At 63.0% G+C, this 24,991-nt stretch carries 24 protein-coding genes; 18 read left to right on the top strand and 6 right to left on the bottom strand.

Annotated features, from left to right (window positions below):
- Nucleotides 1-23: 23 nt before the first annotated feature.
- Together JFT44_RS03095 and JFT44_RS03090 are read left to right on the top strand one after the other, a co-directional pair.
- Complete coding sequence (locus JFT44_RS03095; protein WP_198830347.1) at nt 24-5,879, top strand: Hpt domain-containing protein; 5,856 nt, start codon at nt 24-26, stop codon at nt 5,877-5,879.
- The gene (locus JFT44_RS03090) at nt 5,872-6,327 is read left to right on the top strand and encodes a chemotaxis protein CheW (RefSeq protein ID WP_120734284.1); all 456 of its coding nucleotides are present in this window, start codon (nt 5,872-5,874) and stop codon (nt 6,325-6,327) included. Before JFT44_RS03095 ends, JFT44_RS03090 begins: the two co-directional genes overlap by 8 nt.
- Nucleotides 6,328-6,378: 51 nt before the next feature.
- Here the strand turns inward: JFT44_RS03090 and JFT44_RS03085 are convergent, their stop codons facing one another.
- The gene (locus JFT44_RS03085; protein WP_057960878.1) at nt 6,379-6,978 is read right to left on the bottom strand and encodes a mobile mystery protein B; all 600 of its coding nucleotides are present in this window, start codon (nt 6,976-6,978) and stop codon (nt 6,379-6,381) included.
- Nucleotides 6,957-7,421 carry a mobile mystery protein A gene (locus JFT44_RS03080; protein ID WP_057440363.1) on the bottom strand — a complete coding sequence of 155 codons (465 nt, stop codon included), beginning with the start codon at nt 7,419-7,421 and terminating at the stop codon, nt 6,957-6,959. Before JFT44_RS03080 ends, JFT44_RS03085 begins: the two co-directional genes overlap by 22 nt.
- 580 nt (nt 7,422-8,001) lie before the next feature.
- Between JFT44_RS03080 and JFT44_RS03075 the strand changes: the two genes are divergently transcribed.
- The 11 genes from JFT44_RS03075 to madM all read left to right on the top strand — a co-directional run bounded on the left by JFT44_RS03075 (nt 8,002) and on the right by madM (nt 16,356).
- Entirely contained in the window at nt 8,002-8,253 is a 252-nt protein-coding gene (locus JFT44_RS03075) for a DUF6124 family protein (RefSeq protein WP_057960971.1), read from the top strand.
- Between the two features lie 121 nt (nt 8,254-8,374).
- Nucleotides 8,375-9,097, top strand: coding sequence for a hypothetical protein (locus tag JFT44_RS03070; RefSeq protein WP_198830346.1), 723 nt, complete (start codon nt 8,375-8,377; stop codon nt 9,095-9,097).
- 99 nt (nt 9,098-9,196) lie between these two features.
- Entirely contained in the window at nt 9,197-10,867 is a 1,671-nt protein-coding gene (mdcA, locus tag JFT44_RS03065; RefSeq protein WP_120734282.1) for a malonate decarboxylase subunit alpha, read from the top strand.
- Nucleotides 10,868-11,725, top strand: a complete 858-nt coding sequence (locus JFT44_RS03060; protein ID WP_057960875.1) for a triphosphoribosyl-dephospho-CoA synthase — start codon at nt 10,868-10,870, stop codon at nt 11,723-11,725.
- Complete coding sequence (locus JFT44_RS03055) at nt 11,725-12,024, top strand: malonate decarboxylase subunit delta (RefSeq protein ID WP_057960874.1); 300 nt, start codon at nt 11,725-11,727, stop codon at nt 12,022-12,024. Before JFT44_RS03060 ends, JFT44_RS03055 begins: the two co-directional genes overlap by 1 nt.
- Nucleotides 12,017-12,859, top strand: coding sequence for a biotin-independent malonate decarboxylase subunit beta (locus tag JFT44_RS03050; RefSeq protein WP_198830345.1), 843 nt, complete (start codon nt 12,017-12,019; stop codon nt 12,857-12,859). Before JFT44_RS03055 ends, JFT44_RS03050 begins: the two co-directional genes overlap by 8 nt.
- Nucleotides 12,856-13,635, top strand: a complete 780-nt coding sequence (gene mdcE, locus JFT44_RS03045) for a biotin-independent malonate decarboxylase subunit gamma (protein ID WP_198830344.1) — start codon at nt 12,856-12,858, stop codon at nt 13,633-13,635. Before JFT44_RS03050 ends, mdcE begins: the two co-directional genes overlap by 4 nt.
- Nucleotides 13,629-14,225, top strand: a complete 597-nt coding sequence (locus tag JFT44_RS03040; protein ID WP_120734279.1) for a malonate decarboxylase holo-ACP synthase — start codon at nt 13,629-13,631, stop codon at nt 14,223-14,225. The genes mdcE and JFT44_RS03040 overlap by 7 nt, the downstream gene beginning before the upstream one ends.
- Nucleotides 14,222-15,127 (top strand): malonate decarboxylase subunit epsilon, encoded by a 906-nt coding sequence (gene mdcH / locus JFT44_RS03035; protein ID WP_120734278.1) that lies wholly within the window; start codon nt 14,222-14,224, stop codon nt 15,125-15,127. Before JFT44_RS03040 ends, mdcH begins: the two co-directional genes overlap by 4 nt.
- 66 nt (nt 15,128-15,193) lie before the next feature.
- Nucleotides 15,194-15,586, top strand: coding sequence for a malonate transporter subunit MadL (gene madL / locus JFT44_RS03030; RefSeq protein WP_057960869.1), 393 nt, complete (start codon nt 15,194-15,196; stop codon nt 15,584-15,586).
- A gap of 5 nt (nt 15,587-15,591) precedes the next feature.
- Nucleotides 15,592-16,356, top strand: a complete 765-nt coding sequence (madM, locus tag JFT44_RS03025) for a malonate transporter subunit MadM (protein WP_057960868.1) — start codon at nt 15,592-15,594, stop codon at nt 16,354-16,356.
- 133 nt (nt 16,357-16,489) lie between these two features.
- Here the strand turns inward: madM and JFT44_RS03020 are convergent, their stop codons facing one another.
- Nucleotides 16,490-17,404, bottom strand: a complete 915-nt coding sequence (locus tag JFT44_RS03020) for a LysR substrate-binding domain-containing protein (RefSeq protein ID WP_057440356.1) — start codon at nt 17,402-17,404, stop codon at nt 16,490-16,492.
- A gap of 164 nt (nt 17,405-17,568) precedes the next feature.
- Here JFT44_RS03020 and JFT44_RS03015 point away from each other — a divergent pair, with 164 nt between their 5' ends.
- Nucleotides 17,569-18,186, top strand: coding sequence for a hemolysin III family protein (locus JFT44_RS03015; RefSeq protein WP_057960867.1), 618 nt, complete (start codon nt 17,569-17,571; stop codon nt 18,184-18,186).
- 138 nt (nt 18,187-18,324) lie between these two features.
- Here JFT44_RS03015 and JFT44_RS03010 read toward each other — a convergent pair whose 3' ends face one another.
- Complete coding sequence (locus JFT44_RS03010; RefSeq protein ID WP_057960866.1) at nt 18,325-19,227, bottom strand: LysR family transcriptional regulator; 903 nt, start codon at nt 19,225-19,227, stop codon at nt 18,325-18,327.
- Nucleotides 19,228-19,333: 106 nt separating this feature from the next.
- Between JFT44_RS03010 and JFT44_RS03005 the strand changes: the two genes are divergently transcribed.
- The 3 genes from JFT44_RS03005 to JFT44_RS02995 are packed head-to-tail and all read left to right on the top strand — an operon-like array spanning nt 19,334 to nt 21,865.
- Nucleotides 19,334-20,575 carry a D-amino acid dehydrogenase gene (locus JFT44_RS03005; protein ID WP_198830343.1) on the top strand — a complete coding sequence of 414 codons (1,242 nt, stop codon included), beginning with the start codon at nt 19,334-19,336 and terminating at the stop codon, nt 20,573-20,575.
- A 9-nt stretch (nt 20,576-20,584) separates the two neighbouring features.
- Entirely contained in the window at nt 20,585-20,938 is a 354-nt protein-coding gene (locus JFT44_RS03000) for a RidA family protein (protein ID WP_198830342.1), read from the top strand.
- A gap of 24 nt (nt 20,939-20,962) precedes the next feature.
- A complete protein-coding gene (locus JFT44_RS02995; RefSeq protein WP_057960864.1) occupies nt 20,963-21,865 on the top strand; it encodes a transporter substrate-binding domain-containing protein in 903 nt (300 codons plus the stop codon).
- A 68-nt stretch (nt 21,866-21,933) separates the two neighbouring features.
- On the opposite strand, the gene JFT44_RS02990 is transcribed toward JFT44_RS02995, so the two are convergent.
- A complete protein-coding gene (locus JFT44_RS02990) occupies nt 21,934-22,653 on the bottom strand; it encodes a 16S rRNA (uracil(1498)-N(3))-methyltransferase (RefSeq protein ID WP_198830341.1) in 720 nt (239 codons plus the stop codon).
- 89 nt (nt 22,654-22,742) lie between these two features.
- Complete coding sequence (locus JFT44_RS02985; RefSeq protein WP_120734277.1) at nt 22,743-24,149, bottom strand: adenosylmethionine--8-amino-7-oxononanoate transaminase; 1,407 nt, start codon at nt 24,147-24,149, stop codon at nt 22,743-22,745.
- Nucleotides 24,150-24,423: 274 nt separating this feature from the next.
- On the opposite strand from JFT44_RS02985, the gene JFT44_RS02980 reads away from it, so the two are divergent.
- Nucleotides 24,424-24,975, top strand: coding sequence for a cytochrome b (locus JFT44_RS02980; protein ID WP_120734276.1), 552 nt, complete (start codon nt 24,424-24,426; stop codon nt 24,973-24,975).
- Nucleotides 24,976-24,991: the final 16 nt, after the last annotated feature.

Raw genomic sequence — 24,991 nt, 5'->3', positions numbered from 1 at the left:
CACCCATTCAGACGGGAGTCGTTATGGTTGACCGGCACGACTACGTCGCCCTCGAATGGGTCAAGGGCGAGATCGCCGACACCCTGAAGCAGGCCCGTGCGGCACTGGACGCCTTTGCCGACGATGCCAGCGAGCAAGCCCTCGCGCAGTGCCTGGAGGGCATTCATCAGGTCCACGGCGCCCTGCAGATGGTCGAGTTCTACGGCGCGGCACTGCTCGCCGAAGAAATGGAGCACCTGGCCCAGGCCCTGCAAGCCGGGCACGTCAGCCAGCGCGAAGAAGGTATCCGCCTGCTGCAACAGGCCCTCGGGCAACTGCCGTTGTACCTGGACCGCGTGCACAGCGCCCGGCGCGACCTGCCCCTGGTGGTGTTGCCGCTGCTCAACGACCTGCGCAGCGTGCATGGCAAAAGCCTGCTCTCGGAAACCAGCCTGTTCAGCCCGCAACTGCTGGTGATTGCCCCGCTGCCCGATGACGCCCTGGCCCAGCGGGCACCGGCCGACTTTGCCGAGCAACTGCAGCACTGGCGGCAAATGCTGCAACAGGGCCTGGCCGGGCTGCTGCGTGAAGATCACGGCCCGAGCAACCTGGAAGACATGGCACGGGTCTTCGCCCAACTGGAAGCACTGTGTCACGGCGCGCCATTGCTGCCGTTGTGGCAAGTCACCTCGGCGCTGGCCGAAGGCATGCTCACTGGCGTGATCGCCAATAGCCCGGCATTGCGCAGCCTGCTCAAGAGCTGCGACAAGGTGCTCAAGCGCCTGCAAACCCAGGGCATCGAAGGGATCAACAGCCCGGCGCCGGACCAGTTGCTCAAGAGCCTGCTGTTTTATATCGCCAAAGTCACCCGGCCGACGCCGCGCATGCAAAGCCTCAAGGAACGCTACGGCCTGGATGAAGCCTTGCCCGACAGCACCGTGGTCGATGCCGAGCGCGCGCGCCTGGCCGGGCCTGACCGCAATGCCATGGGCTCGGTGCTCGGCGCGTTGTGTGAGGAGTTGGTACGGGTCAAGGAACGCCTGGACCTGTTTGTGCGCAGCGACCGCCAGCACATCGCGGACCTCGACAGCCTGTTGGCGCCCTTGCGCCAGATCGCCGATACCCTGGCGGTGCTTGGCTTTGGCCAGCCGCGCAAAGTCATCATCGACCAGTTGGCGGTGGTCCAGGGCCTGGCCCAGGGGCAGCGCGAGCCCAACGACGCGGTGTTGATGGATGTCGCCGGGGCCCTGCTTTATGTCGAAGCGACCCTGGCCGGGATGGTCGGCACTGTCGAGCCGCAAAACCGTGAAGACAGCCGCCTGCCCACCACCGACCTGACCCAGATCCACCAGTTGGTGATCAAGGAATCGTGCCAGTGCCTCAAGCAGGCGCGGGAGTTGATCATTGACTGCCTTGAGGCGCAATGGGATACACAACGTCTGGAATCCCTGCCAGAGCTGCTGACCCAGGTGCGTGGCGCCCTGGCAATGATTCCGCTGCCCCGTGCGGCGAGCCTGATGCGTGGTTTTAATGACTACGTGGATGAGCAGTTGATGGTCCAGGACACTGCGCCCTCTGCGGCACAACTCGAGCATCTTGCCGACGTGCTCACCAGCCTGGAGCACTACCTCGAACGCATGCTCCAGGACCCGGACGCGCCCGGCGAACGCGTCTTGGACATCGCTTACGAAGGCCTCGCGGCGCTGGGTTACGCGCCGCTGCAGGCCCAGCAGACCTGGCGCCAGGAGCGCTCGGCGTTGAGCGATGAAACCACGGATAACACCCAGACACTGGCACAGGCGCTCGCCAGCCCGACGCCGCGCCTCAACCCGCCGGCACTGCAACGCCCGGGCAGCCTGTTGCCGCCACCGGCCGACGAAGAGTCGGTGGATGATGAACTGCGCGAAGTGTTCCTGGAAGAAACCGCCGAAGTATTGGAAGTGCTGCAGCGCTTGATACCCCAAGGCGCTGCCAGCCTCGAAGACAAGACCGCCCTGAGCGATATGCGCCGTGCCTTCCATACCCTCAAGGGTAGTGGGCGCATGGTGCGAGCCCTGGTGCTGGCGGAGCTGGCGTGGGCCGTGGAAAACCTGCTGAACCGCGTGCTCGAGCGGGTGGTCGCGCCGGGTGCCGAGGTCCAGGCCGTACTGGATGATGTGCTGGTGCTCTTGCCGGCGCTGATCGCCGAGTTCGCCGCCGACGCCCAGCGCCAGCGCGATGATGTCGACCTGCTTGCCGCGCGCGCCCATGCCCTGGCCAGTGGCGCGCCGTTACCCGAAGCCATGGAGCCGGACGACAGCGCACTCGACCCGCTGCTGCTGGAAATTTTCCGCAACGAAGCGCAGAGCCACCTGGACAGCCTCAACCAGTTTTTGCACCAGGCCACCGAACAGATGCCGCTGCCCGTCAGCGATGAGTTGCAACGCGCCCTGCATACCCTCAAGGGCAGCGCCTACATGGCGGGGGTGCTGCCCATCGCCGAACTGGCGCGGCCGTTGGACCACCTGACCCGTGAATACAAGGCCCATCGCTTGCCGTTGGACCTGGATGAAATCGAACTGCTGCTGGAGGGCGAAGCCTTGTTCCAGCGCGGCCTGCGCCAGTTGGACAGCGATCCTCTGGTGCCCATCAACGGCGCGGCCGACTTGATCAAGCGCACCCAGGCGCACCTCGACAGCCATCTCGAAGCGGTGCTCAATGCGCCGAGCGCCGGCCTGCGGGTCAAGCGCGACCCACACTTGATCAGCAACTTCCTGGCCCAGGGCATGGACATCCTGCTCGACGCCGAAAGCCTGCTGCGGCGCTGGCAGCAACACCCTGGCGAGCGCCAGGAACTCAGCGCATTGCTGGACGAGCTGACCACCCTGGGCGAGGGCGCGCACCTGGCCGACCTGCACCCGATGGATGAGCTGTGCGAAGCCTTGCTCGACCTCTATGGCGCAGTGGAAGAGAGCAGCCTGGCGGTCAGCGAGCGGTTTTTCCAGGAGGCCGAGCAGGCCCATGAAGCCCTGATCAACATGCTCGACCAACTGGCGGCCGGCCAGGAAGTCAGCCCGGCATCGGCGCGCATGAAAGCCTTGCGCGAGTTGCTCGATGAAGGGCTGGACCCCAGCGCCACCGGCCTGATCAAAACCGACGGCAGCCGCGCATTGAGCATTGCCGAACTGGGGGCGGCCACCACGCAGTTGCAACAGGACTGGGCGGTGGACGATGAAATCGTCGAGATTTTCCTTGAGGAAGCGGTGGATATCCTCGACAGCGCCGGGCAATCCCTCAAGCGCTGGTTGCTGGAGCCCGACGGCGTGGCGCCGCTGTCGTCCCTGCAACGGGACCTGCATACCCTGCGCGGCGGCGCGCGCATGGCCGAAATCGGCCCGGTGGGCGATCTGGCCCAGGAACTGGAAAGCCTTTACGAGGGCCTGGTGGACCGGCGCTACAGCTACTCCGGTGAAATAGCGCAAGTGTTGATGGACAGCCACGAACACCTGGCCTTGCAGTTGGAGCAGTTGCAAGAGCAGCAACCCCTGAGCGACTCCAACGCCCTGATCAGCCGCTTGCGCGAGGTGCGCCAGAACGCTGCGCCGGTCGCGGCGCCCACTGCACCCGAGGCGCAGGGGGCCGGCAGTGATCCCGAGCTGCTGGATATCTTTCTTGAAGAAGCGGCCGACATCCTCGACAGCTCCGGCGCCGCGCTGTTGCGCTGGCAGGCCGAGCCCCAGGGCCGTCAGGAAGTCGAGACCCTGCTGCGCGACCTGCACACCCTCAAGGGCGGCGCGCGCATGGTCGAAATCGGCCCGATCGGTGACCTGGCCCATGAGCTGGAGTTTCTCTACGAAGGCCTGTCGGCGGGCTTGCTGGCGCCCACCAGCGAGCTGTTCGCGCTGCTGCAAGGCTGCCATGACCGTCTGGCGCAGATGGTCGAGGCGGTGGCGGCGGGGTTGCCGGTCGGCTCGGTGGAACGCCTGATCGAACGCATCAAAAGCCTGGTCCAGCCCAGCGAAGACCAGGCGGTACCGGTCGCCATGGTCGCCAGCAAACCGGAAGCGCCGGCAGCCAGCGAGCCGGGCGCGGACATGGTGAAAATCTCTGCCGAGCTGCTGGATGATCTGGTCAACCTGGCCGGTGAAACCTCGATTTTCCGTGGGCGTATCGAGCAGCAGGTCAACGATGCCCGCGCCGCCCTCAGCGAGGTGGAAACCACCATCGAGCGTATGCGCGACCAACTGCGCCGCCTCGATACCGAGACCCAGGGGCGCATCCTCAGCCGTCAGCACGCCGAAACCGAGCGCCTGGGCTATGAAGAATTCGACCCGCTGGAAATGGATCGTCATTCTCAGTTGCAACAGTTGTCCCGTGCGTTGTCCGAGTCAGCCTCGGACCTGCTGGACCTCAAGGAGACCCTCGACCAGCGTAACCAGGACGCGCAAAACCTGTTGCAGCAACAGGCGCGGATCAACACCGAGTTGCAAGAGGGCCTGATGCGCACGCGCATGGTGCCGTTCGAGCGCATGCTGCCGCGCCTCAAGCGTATCGTGCGGCAAGTGGCCGGCGAACTGGGCAAGGACGTGGAATTCGTGGTCGGCAATGCCGAGGGCGAGATGGACCGCAACGTGCTGGAACGCATGGCCGCGCCCCTGGAGCATATGCTGCGCAACGCCGTCGACCATGGCCTGGAATCGCGGGATGCGCGGTTGTTGGCGGGCAAGCCGGAGAAGGGCCGGATCACCCTGGACCTGAGCCACGAAGGCGGTGACATCATCTTCGACATGCGTGACGACGGTGCGGGCGTGCCTCTGGATGCGGTGCGGCGCAAGGCGATCAAGCGCGGCCTGCTGGACCCGGAGATGGAGATCAGCGATCGCGACGTGTTGCAGTTCATCTTGCAGCCGGGCTTCTCCACCGCCGAAAAAATCACCCAGATTTCCGGGCGCGGCGTGGGCATGGACGTGGTGCATGAAGAAGTGCGCCAACTGGGCGGCAGCATGGTGATCGACTCCACGCCGGGGCAGGGCGTGCACTTTCGTATTCGCCTGCCGTTTACCGTGTCGGTCAACCGGGCATTGATGGTGCAGTGCTTTGAGGATCAGTACGCGATTCCGCTGAACACCATCCAGGGCCTGGTGCGCGTGCTGCCCAATGAGCTGGAAGGGCATTACCAACTGGACCCGCCGGTGTATGAATACGCCGGCCAGCACTACGAGTTGTATTACCTGGGCGAGTTGCTGCACACCGTGGCCCGGCCCAAGCTGTTGGGGCAAAGCCAGCCGCTGCCAGTGCTGCTGATGCAGTGCAACGAGCGGTACATTGCGGTGCAGGTGGACGACATGGCCGGCACCCGGGAAATCGTGGTCAAGGGCCTCGGCCCGCAGTTTGCGGCGGTGCAGGGGCTGTCGGGGGCGACCATCCTCGGCGATGGCCGGGTGGTGTTGATCATCGACCTGCTGGCGCATATCCGCGCCCTGGCCCCGGCCTTGCCGGCCCAGGCGGCGGACACCGCATTGGCGGTCAACGAACCGCAGAAAAAACAGCGGTTGCTGGTGCTGGTGGTGGACGATTCGGTGACCGTACGCAAAGTCACCAGCCGCCTGCTGGAACGCAACGGCATGAACGTACTGACCGCCAAGGACGGCATCGACGCCATCGCCTTGCTTGAAGAACACACCCCCGACCTGATGTTGCTGGACATCGAAATGCCGCGCATGGATGGTTTTGAAGTGGCGATCCAGGTGCGCAACGACCCGCGGCTCGCGCGCCTGCCGATCATTATGATCACCTCGCGCACCGGCCAGAAACACCGCGACCGGGCCATGGCGATTGGCGTCAACGACTACCTTGGCAAGCCCTATCAAGAGTCGGTGTTGCTCGAAAGCATCGCCTACTGGAGCCCGAAACATGCTTGACCACCGCACCAGTCAACTCACCGGCTTGCTGCTGCCTCTGGCCGACCGCAACCTGCTGCTGCCCAACGTGGCGGTGGCCGAGCTGATCGACTTCCAGCGCGGCGAACCGGCCAGCGACGCCCCGCCGTGGTACTTGCGGCCAGTGACCTGGCGCGACCAGCAACTGCCCCTGATCAGCTTTGAAGCGGCCTGCGGTGGCTCCAGCGTCGTCAGCGAACGCGCACGAATCGTCGTGCTCAACGCCCTGGGCGGGCGCCCGACATTGAAGTTTATTGCGCTGGTGATCCAGGGCATTCCCCGCTCGTACAAGCTCGACAGCCAGTTGAGCTATGTGGACGTCCCCCTGTCGCCGCTGGAACTGGCGGCGGTACAGGTCGGCGAGCATGTGGCGAAAGTGCCGGACCTGATGGGGCTGGAAGCGCTGCTGGTCGAAGCTGGCCTGGCCTGAACCCCCGTTCTCAGCACCTCTGAAGACCCAATGTGTGGAGACCTTCCACAGCTAGCTGCGCACGAAAGCTTGAAGCAGGCCGTAATCGTTCAGATCGGCTGCGCGCAGTGCCTGGATGTAGCGCATACGGACTTCATTGGCGGCGATCAGGTTAGCGCTTCCCCAGGAGAAAAGTGCGAGCCCTTGTTGTCTGAGCAGGCAGTCAGCCATCAAGCGCGCGTGGCGACCGTTGCCATTGGGGAATGGGTGCAGTGAAACCAGTTGGTGATGGAAGCGGACAGCAACCTCTTCGCACGGGAATACATCGTGTTCCAGCCAATACGTTGTGTTGTCTAGAAGGTGACGTAGGTTGACTGAAATCTTCGTCCAGTCGCAGCCGATATTTTTGTCGGAGTGCCTGAATGTCCGAGCCCATTTCCATGTATCACTGAACATTCTGACGTGGAGTTGACGGCAGAAATGTTCATTCAAGACATCAAGCTTGTTTTGTCGCCCCAGCCAACGCATTGCCTTGAGGATGTTTGCAGCTTCCCATTCATCCAGCTCGCCTTGGGTGGTGATGTGCCTAGGCTTGAGCCCTGCTACTTCGTCGGGATCCAGGGGTGTTTGGCCGGGTTTCAGCTCAAGTACTATCGCCACAATCGAGCCCATGAGCCGCGGAGCAATTCCATACGGCGAGCGGCCACCTGACGCTCGACGAACGTATCTGACGGGCGCTGGTTTTCGAGGCCCATCGTATGAGCGACACCCATCACTTCTTGCCTGGCCAGTACCTCGGCGCGCGCCTGCACCATCTCGCGCAGCGGTTTTCTTGGCACCAGAGCGTAAACAAGCTCACAGTCCAGACCTGCCGCCAACTTACGCAACTGGGCGAGTGTGATGCGATCATCGGCTTCGGCCTGCTCCGACTGCTGCAACGTCGCAAAGGCAACGCCAAGCAGGGCTGCCTGGGACCTCAGCGATCGGCCCAATGATTCTCTGATCGAGCGCAGCCATCCTCCAGGCGGGGTGGATTTACCGCTTAGTGTTTCAAACGGCTCCAGGGCCTTTTCTACTTGGGCAAGGCGCAGTTCGTTGAGTGAGGAGGAGGTCATGGGGGCACCCGTATTTGCCTATCAGATGTTCACACCGCGAAATTGCGGATGTGTTTGCATCGTTGATCTTAATTTATCGAATGCCTATAGGCATACATTTTCAGGCTATATGTATGTTTATAGGCAGTCAATATTGAATGCTTTGTATGTCTATAGGCATTCATTTTTAGTGTGGGCAAAAGGGTTCGGATACAAAAGGCTAGTGAGGCGATGTCCGAGCAACAACCCCCAAAACCTGTAGGAATGATCGTGCGGCATGATGCCTTCAGATTTTTCCCGCACGTTTACGCGCCGCCCATGAACTTGTCGCTCGCCGCCTTCGCGCCTAGGCTTGGTCGGTCATCGCAAAAAACGGTGACACGGACGTGCAAGTCCGGTTACATATCGGCGCACCAACGCCCATAGCCATTCAACGGGCGTTTTTTATGCCTGCTGTGTTTGTTATGGCGGCTGTGCGTGGGAGACCTTCGGGTCTGCCGGGGGCCGATATGCCCGGTCTTGCACACCTGCGCACAGCTGCCACCCGATTTGCGTGCAAGCAAGTGGTGTCAGTCTCCTTCACATATCGGAGATGTTCACCATGATCAAACCCACCCCCAACCCACCTACCTCATCCAGTATCTTCACCGTCAACCCACACCAGAACACCGAAACCCTGCTGGTCAACGCCAGCGAAACCCTCGCCTCCCTCAACGCCCTGACCTGCGCCCTGGCCTTTGAGCTCAACGGCGCCCAGCGCGGCGTACTCCTGGCCATCCAACAAATGACCGAACTGGGCCAACTGCTGGTCGAGCGTGCGCTGGAGCAAATATCGCCTGCGGCCGCTGCGTAAAACTTGATCAGTCCCAGAAAGGGACCGTTCGTTCCCTTTTTGGGACTGATGCCTGCTCGGGTAAAGCCCCACGTAAACCCGCCGATAACCCAAGGAGTCTTTCGGTGGAAGCAACAACACAATGTGGCTATTTGATGTATTTGCCCGGCTGTATAACCTCAACCCATTTACCTTCGCTTTCATAATGTGGCTTGTGGTGCTGGTGATCACCGCCAGCGTGACGATGAAACACCCGACCAGGCGCGGCAAGCTCTTAGGGTTTGGGATCACGTCCGTAGGTGCGGTGTTGATTCTGGGGCACCTGGAACTGCTGACGCTCAGCGCCACCGGCAAAGAAATCAAAGGGGTTGTGACCAACTTTATAGTCATGACCCTGGGCGGCCTGGGCTCGGGCCTGCTGGCGGTGGCTATCTCGAAAGGACCGAGCAAGGCCGAGCTCCAAAAGACCCGCAACTTCGTCCGCGGCTGGGGCCTGAGGATCTTTGAATACCTGTTCGTGTTTATCCTCATGTGCTCACTTGCCTTGTCTGCGCTCTGCCTGCTCTTGTGGTTCTTCGGTTGGCCTGTGGTAACGGGGCATGTCGTGTCGGGCCTGTTGCTGGTTTTCCTGGGCGCAGCGTCGGGCTGTGCGATCGTCTCCTATCTGCGTCGGTTGATGAAGTGGGAACAGCTGGGCGTGGCCGTGTTGTTTGGGCTGTTGCTGTTTCTGCTGCCCGTGTACGTGCAGGCGATTTGGGGGCTGGTGAGCTGGAGCCTGGCGGCGGTGCTGGGGTTCCATGGCGTAGCGGGCATTGCGATGGGCTGGACCGTGTGGCGCCAGCGCATGGAATGGCGGCGCTCCTGACCGTTACTCCAACCGTAACAGTCCACCACCGAGCTTGATTGATACCCCCCCGATTCACTCCTATGGTGAGCTCCACGACAGCGAACCCGTGGAGCGATCATGACAACAACAATAACCCCCGACTCGCGCTGGACGCGGCGCCGCGACGAGAAGCGGCGGCGGCTCGGGCTGGTGCAGGCGTTTGCCGACGGGGCCGTGCTGCCCAGCGACCGGATCGTCGAGGCCCTGCAAGCCCTGATCCTGCCCGGCGACCGGGTGGTGCTGGAGGGCAATAACCAGAAGCAGGCTGACTTTCTCTCGCGCTCCCTGGCCAAGGCCGACCCGGCCGTGCTCCATGACTTGCACATGATCATGCCCAGCGTCGGGCGTTCCGAGCACCTGGACCTGTTTGAAAAGGGCATCGCACGCAAACTCGATTTCTCGTTTGCCGGCACCCAATCCCTGCGCATCAGCCAGCTCCTTGAAGATGGCCTGCTGGAAGTCGGCGCGATCCACACCTACATCGAACTCTATGCGCGACTGGTCGTAGACCTGATCCCCAACGTGGTGCTGTCCGCCGGCTTTATGGCCGACCGCGCCGGCAATATCTACACCGGCCCCAGTACCGAAGACACCCCGGCGCTGATCGAACCGGCGGCCTTCAGCGATGGCATCGTCATCGTGCAGGTCAACCAATTGGTCGACGACGTCAGCGACTTGCCCCGTGTGGACATCCCGGCCAGTTGGGTGGATTTCGTGGTGGTGGCCGACAAACCCTTCTATATCGAACCGCTGTTCACCCGCGACCCCCGGCATATCAAGCCGGTGCATGTGTTGATGGCGATGATGGCGATCCGTGGCATCTACGAAAAACACAATGTGCAGTCGCTGAACCATGGCATTGGTTTCAACACTGCCGCGATTGAACTGATCCTGCCGACCTACGGCGAGTCCCTGGGCCTTAAAGGCAAGATCTGCCGCAACTGGACCCTCAACCCGCACCCGACGCTGATCCCCGCCATCGAAAGTGGCTGGGTCGAAAGCGTGCATTGCTTCGGCACCGAACTGGGCATGGAAAACTACATCGCCGCGCGCCCGGATGTGTTCTTCACCGGTCGCGACGGCTCGTTGCGCTCCAACCGGATGTTCTGCCAACTGGCGGGGCAATACGCGGTGGACCTGTTTATCGGCGCCACCTTGCAGGTGGATGGTGACGGTCATTCGTCCACCGTGACCCGTGGCCGGCTCGCCGGGTTTGGTGGCGCGCCGAATATGGGCCACGACCCGCGCGGGCGCCGCCACGGCACCCCGGCCTGGCTCGACATGCGCCATGACGACGCCCCCGAAGCCTTGCTGGAACGCGGCAAAAAACTGGTGGTGCAAATGGTCGAGACCTTCCAGGAGGGCGGCAAACCGACCTTCGTCGACACCCTCGACGCGGTGGAAGTGGCGCGCAAAAGCGGCATGCCCCTGGCGCCGATCATGATTTACGGCGACGACGTGACCCACTTGCTCACCGAAGAAGGCATCGCCTACCTGTACAAGGCGCGCTCCCTGGAAGAGCGCCAGGCGATGATCGCGGCGGTCGCCGGGGTGACCGTCATCGGCTTGCGCCACAACCCCAAGGACACTGCGCGCATGCGCCGCGAAGGCCTGATCGCCTTGCCCGAAGACCTCGGCATCCGCCGCACCGATGCCACCCGCGAACTGCTGGCGGCCAAAAGCGTGGCCGACCTGGTGGACTGGTCCGGTGGCCTGTACAACCCGCCCGCCAAGTTCAGGAGCTGGTAAATGCACGCACTCAAACTGCACACACTGACCCTGGCCGAGCAACTGGCGGACCTGGCGGTCGAGGCGCTGATCGACGAAGCGGACCTGTCGCCCAAACCGGCGCTGGTGGATCGGCGCGGCAATGGCGCCCATCAGGATCTACACCTGGGCCTGATGCACGCCTCGGCGCTGTCCTTGTGGCCGGCCTTCAAGGAAATGGCCGAAGCGGCGATTGCCTTGGGTGAGATTGGCCTGCCGCTACGCGAAGCCCTCGGACGGATCGGCCGCGAAGGCGAGCAGGCGATGCTCGCCACCACTCAGGGCGTGAATACCCACCGTGGCGCGATCTGGGCCCTCGGTCTGCTGGTGGCCGCTGCCGCGCTGGACCCCACCTCCCGTCACGCCAGTGCCCTGAGCCTGCGGGCTGCGCGCCTGGCCCTGCTCAATGACCGTTTTGCACCGCAACCGCTCAGCCACGGCGCGCAAGTCGCGCAACGCTATGGCGTGCGTGGCGCCCGCGAAGAAGCGCAACTGGGCTTCCCCGCCGTGCTGCAACGCGGCCTGCCGCAACTGCATGCAAGCCGCCTGCAGCACCACGGCGAGCAGAACGCGCGCCTCGACGCACTGTTGGCGATCATGACCCAACTGGCCGACACCTGCGTGCTCTACCGCGCCGGCACCGACGGCCTGCAGGCCATGCAACTAGGCGCCCAGGCCGTGTTGGATGCGGGCGGCAGCGCGAGCCTGGCGGGGCGGCGTCGCCTCAATGAATTGGACCAGCAACTGCTGGCGCTGAATGCTTCCCCCGGTGGCGCCGCCGACCTGTTGGCCGCGTGCCTGTTTATCGACCGCATCGAGTCTTGCGACGGAGCGTTTTGATGGAAACCCTATCTTTTGAATTCCCCGCCGGGCAGCCGCCCAAAGGCCGCGCGCTGGTGGGTTGCGTCGGTTCCGGCGACCTTGAAGTGTTGCTGGAACCAGGTACGGCGGGCACCTTGAGCATCCAGGTGCAAACCTCGGTCAACGGCGCCGAGCAACGCTGGCAGCACCTGTTCCAGCGGATCTTCCAGGAACAGACCCCACCGGCCTTGAACATTCAGATCCACGATTTTGGCGCCACCCCCGGCGTGGTGCGTTTGCGCCTGGAGCAAGGTTTCGAGGAGCTTGGCCATGACTGATTTACTCAATAGGCACAGCTTCGTCGAACTCGGTGCCCGCCAGCGGGCCAAGGCCTTGCTGGATGCCGGCAGCTACCGTGAACTGATCGACCCGTTCCAGCGCGTGATGTCGCCGTGGTTGAGTCGCCAGGGCGTGGTGCCGCAGGCCGACGATGGGGTGGTGATCGCCAAGGGCACGCTCGACGGCCTGCCGCTGGTGATTGCGGCCATCGAAGGCAACTTCCAGGGCGGCAGCCTGGGTGAAGTGGGCGGCGCGAAAATCGCCGGTGCCCTGGAACTGGCCGCCGAGGACAACCGCAACGGCATTCCCACGCGGGCTGTGTTGCTGCTGGAAACCGGCGGCGTGCGCTTGCAGGAAGCCAACCTCGGGCTGGCGGCGATTGCCGATATCCACGCCGCGATTGTCGACCTGCGCCAGTACCAGCCGGTGATCGGCGTGGTGGCCGGCAGCGTGGGCTGTTTTGGCGGCATGTCCATTGCCGCTGGCCTGTGCAGTTACTTGCTGGTGACCCGCGAAGCACGCCTGGGCTTGAACGGCCCACAAGTGATCGAACAGGAAGCCGGCCTTGAAGAATACGACTCCCGTGACCGGCCCTTTATCTGGAGCCTGACCGGCGGCGAGCAGCGCTTCAACAGCGGCTTGGCCGACCGTTATGTGGCGGACGATGTGGCGCAGATCCGCCAGCCGATCAGTGAACTGTTGCAGCAAGGTTTGCCGGCAGTGCAACGCAGCCGTCAGGCCGACTATTACCTGGCACGCCTGGCTGCGCTGGACGCCGAACCGCAGATCGAACCGGCCACGGTTCGCGACCTGTATCAGGGAGAACGCCCATGAGAGGCTTGCAGTGGTTCAACGCATTGAGCGCCGGCGCAGCGCCAGTGGCGGGTTTGCCGGCGTCGTTGAAAGTCGCCGATGGGGTACTCGGCGAGCATGCCGTACGCTTTATCGCGGTGGTGCCGGATGCTGCCAACCGCTTCCCCCGGGCGCGCCAGGGGGAAGTCGGTTTGCTCGAAGGCTGGGGCCTGGCCAAGGCGGTGGATGAAGCCATTGCCAGCGGCGATCAACGCCCGATTGTTGCCATCGTCGACGTGCCCAGCCAGGCCTATGGCCGTCGCGAAGAAGCCCTGGGCATCCATCAAGCCCTGGCGGCGGCGGCAGACAGTTATGCCCGCGCGCGCCTGGCCGGGCACCCGGTGATCGGGTTGCTGGTGGGCAAGGCCATGTCCGGGGCGTTTCTCGCCCATGGCTACCAGGCCAATTGCCTGATCGCCCTGCGCGACCCTGGGGTGATGGTGCACGCCATGGGCAAAGCCTCGGCGGCGCGGGTGACCCTGCGCAGCGTCGAAGAACTGGAAGCCCTGGCCGCCAGCGTGCCGCCCATGGCCTATGACATCGACAGCTATGCCAGCCTCGGCTTGCTCTGGGAAACCCTGACGGTCAGCCAGATCGAACAGCCGACCGTCGACGACCTGGCGCGGGTCAGGGATTGCCTGGTGCAGGCGATCAAGGATGTGCAGAACAGCGGCGTGCGCGATTTGCGCGGGCGCCTGGGCGCCGCCAACCGTGCCGCGTCCAGCCATGTGCGCCAACTGCTGCGGGAACAATGGTGAACGCCCACGACTTGCTCTGGGGCATGACCCCGGCGCACCTGCCTGCTGACGCACCGGCCTGGGTCCTGGCGGTGATCGGGGCGGGGCATCCGGTGGTGGTACGCCGGGCGCTGGTCGATCCGGGCTACGTGGCGGTGGGGGTGCGTGGGCGTTTGCGCGAGCAGCGTTTTGCGGCCGTGATGCCCCTGGCGGCTGTGCAACGGCGAGTGACACCCGAGGCCCTGCGCGGGGTGATTTCGCCCCGGAATCTACCGGCGTTGCGCGCCCTCGATCAACTGCGGCCGGTGCTGGCGCAAGAGGCTTGGGGCGTGACCGGCAGCGCGGGGTTCGAGTTGGCCACGGGCATTGAAGCGCTGCATGCCCAGAGCGATCTGGACCTGCTGCTGCGCACTCCCGAGCGTCTTGATCGCGGCGATGCCGAGGGTCTGTTGGCGATTCTGAACACCGCGCCGTGTGCCGTGGACCTGCAATTGCAAACCCCTTATGGCGCTGTCGCCTTGCGCGAATGGGCCGGCCCCGCGCAACGGGTGCTGCTGAAAAACGCCAGCGGTGCGCACTTGGTCAGCGACCCTTGGCAGGCGGTGGCATGAGCAGCCTCTTGGTGTTTCCGGGGCAGGGCGCCCAGCGTCCGGGCATGCTCCAGCAACTGCCCGCCAGCGTCCTTGATGAGGCCAGTGATGCGTTGGTCGAAGATGTGCGCCAGCTCGATTCGGCGCACGCCCTGGCCAGCACCCGCGCTGTGCAACTGTGCCTGCTGATCGCCGGCGTGGCCCATGCCCGGCAATTGCAACGCATCCCGGATTACGTGGCGGGTCTGTCCATCGGGGCCTATCCGGCGGCGGTGATCGCGGGCGCCCTGGAGTTTGCCGATGCGCTCCGGCTGGTCAGCCTGCGCGCTGAACTGATGCAGCACGCTTATCCACAGGGCTATGGCATGACCGCACTGATCGGCCTGGAGTTATCCACCGTCGAAAGCGTGCTCGCCGAGGTCCACAGCACGCAAACCCCGGTGTACCTGGCCAATATCAATGCCGACAACCAGTGCGTGATTGCCGGCAGCGATACCGGCATGCAGCGTGTCGCGGATCGTGTCAAAGGCCAGGCCGTGGCCAAGCGCCTGGCCGTCAGCGTGCCGTCCCACTGCGCTCTGCTGGAGCAGCCGGCCGAGGCCCTCGCCGAGGCATTCGCCAAGGTTGCGCTCCATGCGCCGGCCATCACTTACCTGAGCAGTACCCGGGCGCGGCCGATCCGTGATCCCGCGCAGTTGCGCGACGACCTGGCGTTCAACATGTGCCGCATCGTCGATTGGCGCGGCACCGTGCAAAGCGCCTATGAGCGTGGTGTACGCCTGCAGATCGAACTGCCACCGGGCGCAGTCCTCACTGGCCTGGCGCGGCGTGTGTTTGAGCAAGGCACCGTGATCGCCTTCGAAGGCGCGCGCCTGGACACCTTGCAGGCCCTGCTGGAACAGGAGGGCCGCCACCACCGATAAAGCGTGAGCTTGGCTTTCGAAGCACAAAAACAACAATTTCGATCAAGCATCAAGAGGACTACCAGCATGATTATTTACGGTGTGGCGTTTCTGGCCTTGTGTACCCTTGCAGGCTTGTTTGTCGGCGAGCTGTTGGGCAAATGGATGGGCATTCCGGCCAACGTCGGCGGGGTGGGAATCGCGATGTTGCTGCTGATCGGCCTGGGCAGTTACCTCGGCAAGCGTGGCCTGTTTACCGGCAAATCCGAGCAGGGCGTGAGCTTCTGGGCGGCGGTGTACATTCCCATTGTGGTGGCCATGGCAGCCCAGCAAAACGTGTATGGCGCGATCAGTGGCGGCCCCATGGCGATCCTCGCCGGTGCTAGTGCGGTGGTGGTGGCATTTGCCCTGGTGCCGGTGCTGGTACGCATCGGCAACCGTGAGCCGGATGCGGTCGTTCCCACCAAGTCGGCAGGGTGAGCGCCATGTACGAATCCTTGATGAAAGTCATCACCGGCTACGGCCTGATCAGTGGTTTTGCGGTGATCGGCCTGACCATGTGGGTGTCCTACTGGATCAGCGACAACTTCACCAAAGGCCGCCTGCATGGCTCGGCCATCGCGATCCTGCTGGGGCTGGTGTTGTCCTATGTGGGCGGTGCGTTTACCGGCGGGGCCAAGGGCGTGGTGGATATCCCGCTGCTGTCGGGCATCGGCCTGCTGGGCGGGGCGATGCTGCGGGACTTTGCCATCGTCGCCACTGCGTTTGGTGTGAGCGTCGATGAACTCAAACGCGCCGGGTATGTGGGGGTGCTGGCGTTGTTTGTCGGCGTCGGTTCGTCATTTATCGCCGGCGTCGGGGTGGCCATGGCGTTTGGTTATACCGATGCGGTGAGCCTGACCACCATCGGCGCGGGTGCTGTGACCTATATCGTCGGGCCGGTGACCGGGGCGGCGATTGGCGCCAGTTCCGAGGTGATGGCACTGTCGATTGCGGCGGGGTTGATCAAGGCCATTTTGGTGATGGTAATGACCCCGTTCGTCGCGCCGCTGATCGGCCTGAACAGCCCGCGCAGTGCGGTGATCTTTGGCGGGTTGATGGGCACCTCCAGCGGTGTGGCTGGCGGGTTGGCGGCGACTGATCCGAAGCTGGTGCCTTATGGCTGCCTGACGGCGGCGTTTTATACGGCGCTGGGGTGTTTGTTGGGGCCTTCGTTGTTGTTTTTGATGATGCGGGGGTTGGTGGGGTAGGGCACAACATTTCGATTGAATGATCGGGCCTCATCGCGGGCAAGTCGCACCGCCGCCCCCGCATTTTGATGTGTGAATACATTCAAATGTGGGAGCTGCGGTGCGACGATTCGACTTGCCTGCGATGGCGGTTTCAAATTTGCCGATTGGCATACATCCGACACTCCGCCAACAACGCCAGCAAGTTCGGATCACGCTCCTTGGCCTTCAAGAACACCACGCCAATGTGCTGCTGCAACCGGTAGCGTGGCTGCAACGGGATCAGCTTGACCCGGTTCTCATACACCGCCGCAATCCTCCCCGGCAGCAGCGCATAGCCAACGCCCGAGCTGACCATGCTCAGCAGGGTGAAGATGTCGTTGACCTGCATCGCCACCTTCGGCTCGAAGCCCGCCTGCTTGAACACCCGCGCACCGTCCTGGTGGGTGGCGAAGCCTTGGGTCAGGGTGATGAAGGTGGCGTCGCGCACCTGGGCCAGATCGATTTCCTGTTCGCGGTCCAGGGGCGAGTCGGCGGGGGTGGCGAGGAAGATGTCGTCGGAAAACAGCTGAATCTGCGCGCAGTCCGGCTCGACGGCCTGGTCGTCGAGGGAGATCAGGATCGCATCCACTTCCATGTTCTTGAGCTTGTACATCAGGTCGACGTTGGAGCCCAGGATCAGGTCGATATTCAGCTCGCTGCGCCTGATTTTCAGGCCCATGATCAGTTGCGGCACGGTCTTGACCGTCAGTGAATACAAGGCGCCGAGCTTGAAACGTTCGGCAGAGAAACCGGCGGCTTCGCGGGTCAGGCGCACGCTGTCGACCACCTCTTGCACCAGCTTCTGTGCGCGTTCTTCGAGGACGTAGGCGCTTTCCAGCGGGGTGAGGTTGCGCCCTTCGTGTTTGAACAGCGGGCAACGCAGGGCGTTTTCCAGGGAGTGGATGGCCCGGTGCACGCTGACATTGCTGGTCTGCAACTCGGCGGCGGCGCGGGCCAGGTTGCCGGTGCGCATGAAGGCCAGGAAGATTTCCAGTTTCTTGAGGGTGAATTCTTCGTCGATCAGCATGGCGATGACTCTTATTCGAATGCGTTCGATTGTGCCCGCAAAACCCCGCTGCTCCCAGCCATGTAGCGCCATCTGTACCGCAGTCGTCATAACGGTCTTGCACTCTCGTCTGGCAGGCCTGAGCCTTATGGGGTAGACGCAGCAGTTTTGGAGGTCGGCGACACATGTATCACGGAGAACGATTCAACGCCTGGAGCCATTTGCTCGGCGCCGTGGCAGCCTTTATCGGCGCGGTGTGGATGTTGGTGGTGGCGAGTATGGACGGCAGCCCGTGGAAGATCGTCAGCGTGGCGATCTACGGGGTTACGCTGCTGGTGCTGTACAGCGCCTCGACGGTGTATCACAGCGTGCGCGGGCGCAAGAAAGCGATCATGCAGAAGGTCGACCACTTTTCGATCTACCTGCTGATCGCTGGCAGCTACACGCCGTTTTGCCTGGTGACCCTGCACGGGCCGTGGGGCTGGACGCTGTTCGGGATTGTCTGGGGGCTGGCGGTGATCGGGATCCTGCAGGAGATCAAGCCGCGTTCCGAGGCGCGCATATTGTCGATTGTGATTTATGCGGTGATGGGCTGGATTGTGTTGGTGGCGGTCAAACCGTTGATTGCCGCGCTGGGCATGGACGGGTTTATCTGGCTGGCGTCGGGCGGGGTGTTGTACACGGTGGGGATTATCTTTTTTGCCCTGGAACACCGGTTAAGGCATTCCCATGGGATCTGGCACTTGTTTGTGATTGGCGGCAGCCTGCTGCATTTTGTGGCGATCATGCGCTACGTGCTCTGAAACTGTAGCCGCTGGCTTGTGTGGGAGCTGGCTTGCCTGCGATAGCATCACTGCGGTTTAACTGATGAACCGAGGCGCCTGCATCGCAGGCAAGCCAGCTCTCATAAAAGCCCAGTCCCACATGGGTTTTGTGGTGTTTTAGAGACGGTCTAACTGCTCCTGGGCACGGCTGCCAAAGATCTCCAACAGGCTCGCCAACATATGCGGCGGCGGTTCGTCGGCGCGGGTCAGGGCATACAGGGTGATGGGCAACGGCGGGGCCAGGGGGCGGATGCAGGTGCTGTCGGTGGATGCACCCAGCGCGGTGAAAGGGTCGATCACCGCCAGGCCGGCGCCGGATTCGACCATGGCGCGGGCCAGGGAATAGGTCTGCACCGAGATCCGCACGCGCGGCGGCGGCTCGACCGCTTCCAGGTAGCTGTCGAGCCGCGCCGACAGTGGGTCGGCACTCGACAGGCCAATCAACGGCGCGCCCGCCAGGGCCATCAAGGGCAAGGGTTTGCCCAGTTCCGCCGCCGGCCAGAAGCCCCGTGGCGCCAGGGCCACCAACACGCCGTGGGCCAATGCCTGGGCCTTGAGCCCCGGATGGTCCGGGGACTTGAGGGTCAGCGCCACATCCATCTCGCGCATCAACAGGTTTTGCACCAGCTCACGGCTGTGGGCGCTGGACAGTTCGCAGGCGATGTCCGGGTAGCGCTGGGTCCATTCGCCAATCGCTGGCGGCAGCAGCGACAAGGCCAGGGCCGGCGTAGCGCCGATGCGCAGGCTTTGGCCGGGTGCGCGCCGCAGGTTCTGCGCCAGGCGCCGCACGCCTTGCAGGCTTTCGCTGACCTTATCGACTTCGCGCTCCAGGGCCAGGGCTTCCGGGGTGGGCTGCAGCTTGCCGCGGATGCGCAGGAACAGCGGGAAGCCCAGTTGCAGCTCGGCATGTTGCAGCACCTTGGTCACCGCCGGTTGCGAGACATGCAGCAACTGCGCGGCGGCGCTGACCGAGCCGGTCTGGCGGATGGCCTGGAAGATTTCGATATGACGCAAGCGCATGACGAGTCCATAACCTTTGTTTATAGGTGGCCCATCTTTATTCATTGTCCGGCGCCTGTCACCTGCCCCTACCCTTGGACGCTCATTACAACGCTTGGGAATCGACATGGCTCAGCAGGTTTGCATCATTGGCGGTGGGGTCATCGGTCTGGCGAGTGCCTATGCCCTGGTGCGCGCCGGCATGGACGTGACGGTGGTCGAGGCCCGCGACAGCCTGGGCAGCGAGACCAGCTTTGCCAATGGCGGCCAGTTGTCCTATCGCTACGTTGCGCCGCTGGCGGACAAAGGTGTGCCGCTGCAAGCCATTGGCTGGCTGCTGCGCGGTGATTCACCCTTGAAGCTGCGCCCGCGCCTGGACCCGGCGCAATGGCGTTGGATGGCCTCGTTCCTTGGCGCCTGCCGGGCTTCGGTAAACAAGCGCAATGCCGGCCACTTGTTGCGCCTGGCCAGCCTGAGCCAGGGCATCTTGCAGCAGTGGCGCGAAGAAGACGGGCTGGATGGTTTCGACTGGAAACGCAACGGCAAGCTGGTGACGTTTCGCAGCCACCACACGTTTGAACACGCTCGCAATAAGGTGCTCGATCGCCTGCAACAGCAAGTGCTGTCGGCGGCCGATTGCACGCGCCTGGAACCGACCCTGGGGGCCACGGACTTTGTCGGGGGCATCTACACACCCAATGAAGAAGTGGCGGATTGTCATAGCTTCTGCCAGCAATTGGCGGCACGCCTGGAAGCGTCGGGTCGTTGCCGGTTTGTGCTGGGGCGCAAAGTCACGGGCATCCGCCATGCCAACGGCACGGTGCAGGCGATTGAGTTGGGTGGCGAGGTGATGCCGGTGCAGCACCTGGTGCTGGCGGCGGGGGTGCGCAGCCCCGAGCTGGCCTTGCCGGGCATTGCGTTGCCGCTGTATCCGCTCAAGGGCTACAGCCTGAGCGTGCCGATTGGCGAGCAGCACGCCGCACCGAAAATCAGCATCACCGACTATGACCGCAAGATCGTCTACGCACGGATCGGTGAGCAACTGCGGGTGGCGGCGATGGTCGACATCGTCGGCTTTGATACGGGCCTTGAGCCCAAGCGCCTGGCCCTGATCAAGCGCCAGGCCAGTGAGACGTTCCCCTTGGCCGGCGATTACAGCCAGGCCATCGAATGGGCCGGCATGCGCCCGGCCACCCCCAGCGGCGTGCCGCTGATTGGCGCCAGTGTGTACCGCAACCTGTGGCTCAACCTTGGCCATGGCGCCCTGGGTTTCACCCTGGCCTGTGGCAGCGGCCAGCTGTTGGCCGAACTGATCGGCCGGCATACCCCTTCCATTGATATGCAGGGCCTCGCGCCCCGCGCCGCATAGGACACTGCAATGACCATCACCCGGATCAACAGCAATAGTCGCCTGTCGGGCGCCGTGACCTACCAGGACCTGGTATTCCTCTCCGGCCAGGTGCCGGGCGAGGGCCAGGACGTCGCCACCCAGACCCAAGAGGTGCTGACCAAAATTGATGCGTTGCTGGCCGAAGCCGGCAGTGACAAGGATCATCTGCTCAACGCGACGATCTACCTGAAAAACATTCAGGAGGGCTTTGCGCCGATGAATGATGCCTGGTCCGCCTGGCTCACGCCCGGCCAGGCACCGACCCGCACCACCCTGCAGGCGGAGCTGGCACGCCCGAGTGTGCTGGTGGAAATCAGCGTCATCGCTGTGCGCCGCCCATAACAAGAAAACCAACGGAGAATAACAATGCAAAAAATCACGTTGATCGGCACTGCGCTGGGGCTGTTGTTGACTGCCCAGGCCCAGGCCAATGAAGCGCCGCTGACGGGCACCCTGGCCAAGGTCGCGAACGCCAAGAGCATCACCCTGGGCTATCGCGATGCGTCGGTGCCGTTTTCCTATGTCGGCGACCATACCGGCAAGCCCATGGGCTATTCGGTGGACCTGGCGAGCAAGATTGTCGAGCGTATCCAACAGAAGACCGGCGTGCCCCAGCTCAACGTGAAGTACAACCTGGTCACCTCCCAGACCCGTATTCCGTTGGTGATCAACGGTACCGTTGACCTGGAGTGCGGCTCCACCGGGGTGACGGCCGAGCGGCAGAAGCAGGTGGCGTTTTCCTATGGCTTTATCTATGTGAAGGGCCAGTTGCTCACTGCCAAGGACAGCGGTATCCAGCGCTTCGCCGACCTGCGCGGCAAGAACGTGGTGACCACTGCAGGCACCACCAACGAGCGCTTCCTCAAGAGCTACAACCACGAGCACAAGCTGGATATGTCGGTGATCAGCGCCAAGGATCACGGCGAGGCGTTCCAGATGCTGCAATCGGGCCGGGCCGTGGCGTTTTATATGGACGATGCGTTGCTCTACGGCGAGCGCGCCAAGGCCAAGGACCCGCACAAGTGGGTGGTGGTGGGCGAGGAGCAATCGCGGGAAATCTACAGCTGCATGGTGCGCAAGGACGACCCGCAGTTTCTGGCGGTGGTCAACGAGACCCTGGGCGAGCTGTACAGCTCGGGGGAAATCAATGGGATCTACCAGCGCTGGTTTGAACAGCCGATCCCGCCGAAGGGCTTGAACCTGGAATTCCCCATGACCAGCGAGCTGAAGGCGATTATTGCCAAGCCGGTCAGCGATCCGGTGGAGTAACCCACCCATCCCGATGTGGGAGCTGGCAAGCCAGCTCCCACCGTTTTGATTGGGTTTGCACAGTGGGGTTAGAAATCGCCCCACAGTTGTTGCGCGACGGATAGCGCAACTACGGGCGCGGTCTCGGTGCGCAATACTCGCGGGCCCAGGCGTGCGGCGTGGAAGCCAGCATTTTGCGCGCTCTGGACTTCGCCATCGGTCAAGCCTCCCTCCGGCCCGATCAAAAACGCCAGGCTCAACGGTTTGGCATGGCTCACCAGTGGCTCGGCCACCGGGTGCAGCACCAACTTCAAATCCGCCTCGGCTTGTTTCAACCAATCGGCCAGCAACAACGGTGGGTGAATCACCGGCACCGTGGAGCGCCCGCATTGCTCACAGGCGCTGATTGCGACCTGGCGCCAGTGCAGCAGGCGCTTGTCGGCGCGTTCGTCCTTGAGGCGCACTTCGCAGCGCTCGCTGAAAATCGGTGTGATGGCGTTGACCCCAAGCTCGGTGGCTTTCTGGATGGCCCAGTCCATGCGCTCGCCACGGGACAAGCCCTGACCCAGATGAATGTGCAAAGGCGACTCCACCTGGCCGGCGAAGGCTTCGGTCAGTTGCACCGTCACGCGTTTTTTCCCGACTTCCAGCAGGCTGCCGCGAAATTCCTGGCCAGAACCGTCGAACAGTTGCACGGCATCGCCTTCCTTCATGCGCAGCACGCGGCTGATGTAGTGCGCCTGGGCCTCGGGCAACTCGTGGTCGCCAAGGCTCAACGGGGTATCGGTGAAAAAGCGGGACAGTCTCATTTCTGTTCTCGGGAAAATGCAAAACCTGTGGGAGCCGGGCTTGCCCGCGATGCGGCAGGCCAGGCGCCAGATTAATGGGGTGGGTTCAATCAGCCGGGGTCGCGAAAGCCTGGGTGGAAGTCCTTGGGCACGGCCACGCTGACTGTGCTGTTGGTGGCGATATCAATGCCTTCAGTGGCCACTTCAGCGAGGAAGTCGATCTGCTCCGGGGTAATCACGTACGGCGGCAGGAAGTACACCACACTGCCCAGCGGGCGCAGCAATGCGCCGCGTTCCAGGGCGTGCTCGAACACCTTCAGGCCGCGCCGTTCCTGCCAGGGGTAGGCGGTCTTGGTGGCCTTGTCCTGGACCATCTCGATGGCCAGCACCATGCCGGTCTGGCGCACTTCCGACACATGGGGGTGGTCCACCAGGTGCGCGGTGGCCGTGGCCATGCGCTGGGCCAGGGCCTTGTTGTTCTCGATGACGTTGTCTTCTTCGAAGATATCCAGGGTCGCCAGGGCCGCCGCACACGCCAGCGGGTTGCCGGTGTAGCTGTGGGAGTGCAGGAACGCGCGCAGGGTCGGGTAGTCGTCGTAGAAGGCGCTGTACACATCTTCGGTGGTGACCACGGCGGCCAGCGGCAGGTAGCCACCGGTGAGGGCCTTGGACAGGCACAGGAAGTCGGGGCGGATGCCCGCCTGCTCACAGGCGAACATGCTGCCGGTGCGGCCGAAACCCACGGCGATTTCGTCGTGGATCAGGTGCACGCCATACCGGTCGCAGGCTTCGCGCAGCAGCTTGAGGTACACCGGGTGGTACATGCGCATGCCACCGGCGCCCTGGATCAGCGGCTCGACGATCACCGCGGCGACGCTGTCGTGGTGGTCCGCCAGGGTCTGTTCCATGGCCTGGAACATGTTGCGCGAGTGTTCTTCCCAGCTCATGCCTGCGGGGCGCAGGTAGCAGTCCGGGCTGGGCACCTTGATGGTGTCCAGCAGCAGGGCCTTGTAGGTCTCGGTGAACAGCGGCACATCGCCGACCGACATCGCGGCGATGGTTTCGCCGTGGTAGCTGTTGGTCAGGGTGACAAAGCGCTTTTTATTCGGCTGGCCGCGGTTGAGCCAATAGTGAAAGCTCATCTTCAACGCGACTTCGATGCACGACGAGCCATTGTCGGCATAGAAGCAGCGGGTCAGGCCTTCGGGGGTGAGCTTGACCAGGCGCTCGGACAGCTCGATCACCGGCTGGTGGCTGAAACCGGCGAGGATCACGTGCTCCAGTTGGTCCACTTGGTCCTTGATGCGCTGATTGATACGCGGGTTGGCGTGGCCGAACACATTGACCCACCACGAACTGACCGCATCGAGATAGCGCTTGCCTTCGAAGTCTTCCAGCCATACGCCTTCACCGCGCTTGATCGGCACCAGCGGCAGTTGCTGGTGGTCTTTCATCTGGGTGCAGGGATGCCACAGCACGGCGAGGTCGCGTTGCATCCACTGGTTATTCAAGCCCATCTTTTAGTCTCCTCGAAGCGCTGCCACTGCCTGCGCAGGCAAAACAATCGCGCAAGCCTATGCAATGGTGGGCTGTGTCACAACCCATGGGCGGTGAATTGGCAGTAAATGTAGGACGGTCTGTCACGTTTGTGCTGAATAGTCCTTAATCCCTAGTTAATTTACTGTTCATAGGCTCAATATCGGATAAGTCGATCTTTTGAAGCGAAATTTTCCGCTTTATGTCGATAAGTAAAACGCTAGTCTTGGGCACGGCTCTTACGGGATTTGGGGAATGCAACTACGAAACACATCGACCCGCTACGGCTGGGTCAGCATCGTTATCCACTGGAGTGTGGCGCTGGTGGTGTTTGGTTTGTTCGCGCTGGGCCTGTGGATGGTCGGCCTCGACTACTACAGCCTGTGGCGCAAAGACGCCCCGGACTTGCACAAAAGCATCGGTATTACGCTATTCGCCGTGATGCTGGTGCGGATTGTCTGGCGCCTGCTCAGCCCGCCGCCGCCCGCACTGGCCAGCTATAGCCGCATGACACGTATCGGCGCGGCGTTTGGCCATGGGTTCCTGTACGTCGGCTTGTTTGCCGTGATGATTGCCGGTTACCTGATTTCCACCGCAGACGGTGTCGGGATCCCGGTGTTTGGCCTGTTTGAAATTCCTGCCGTGGTTTCCGGTCTACCGGACCAGGCAGACGTAGCCGGCCTGGTGCATTTTTACCTGGCCTGGGTGCTGGTGGTGTTTGCCGGCCTGCATGGCGTGGCCGCGTTGAAACACCACTTCATTGATCGTGACGCGACCCTGGTTCGTATGCTGGGGCGCAAAGCCTGATGTTCAACCTCGACTC

Source organism: Pseudomonas sp. MF5691, assembly GCF_016405645.1.
GTDB classification, from domain to species: Bacteria; Pseudomonadota; Gammaproteobacteria; order Pseudomonadales; family Pseudomonadaceae; genus Aquipseudomonas; species Aquipseudomonas shahriarae.
This window is presented reverse-complemented; position numbering and strand designations above follow the sequence as displayed.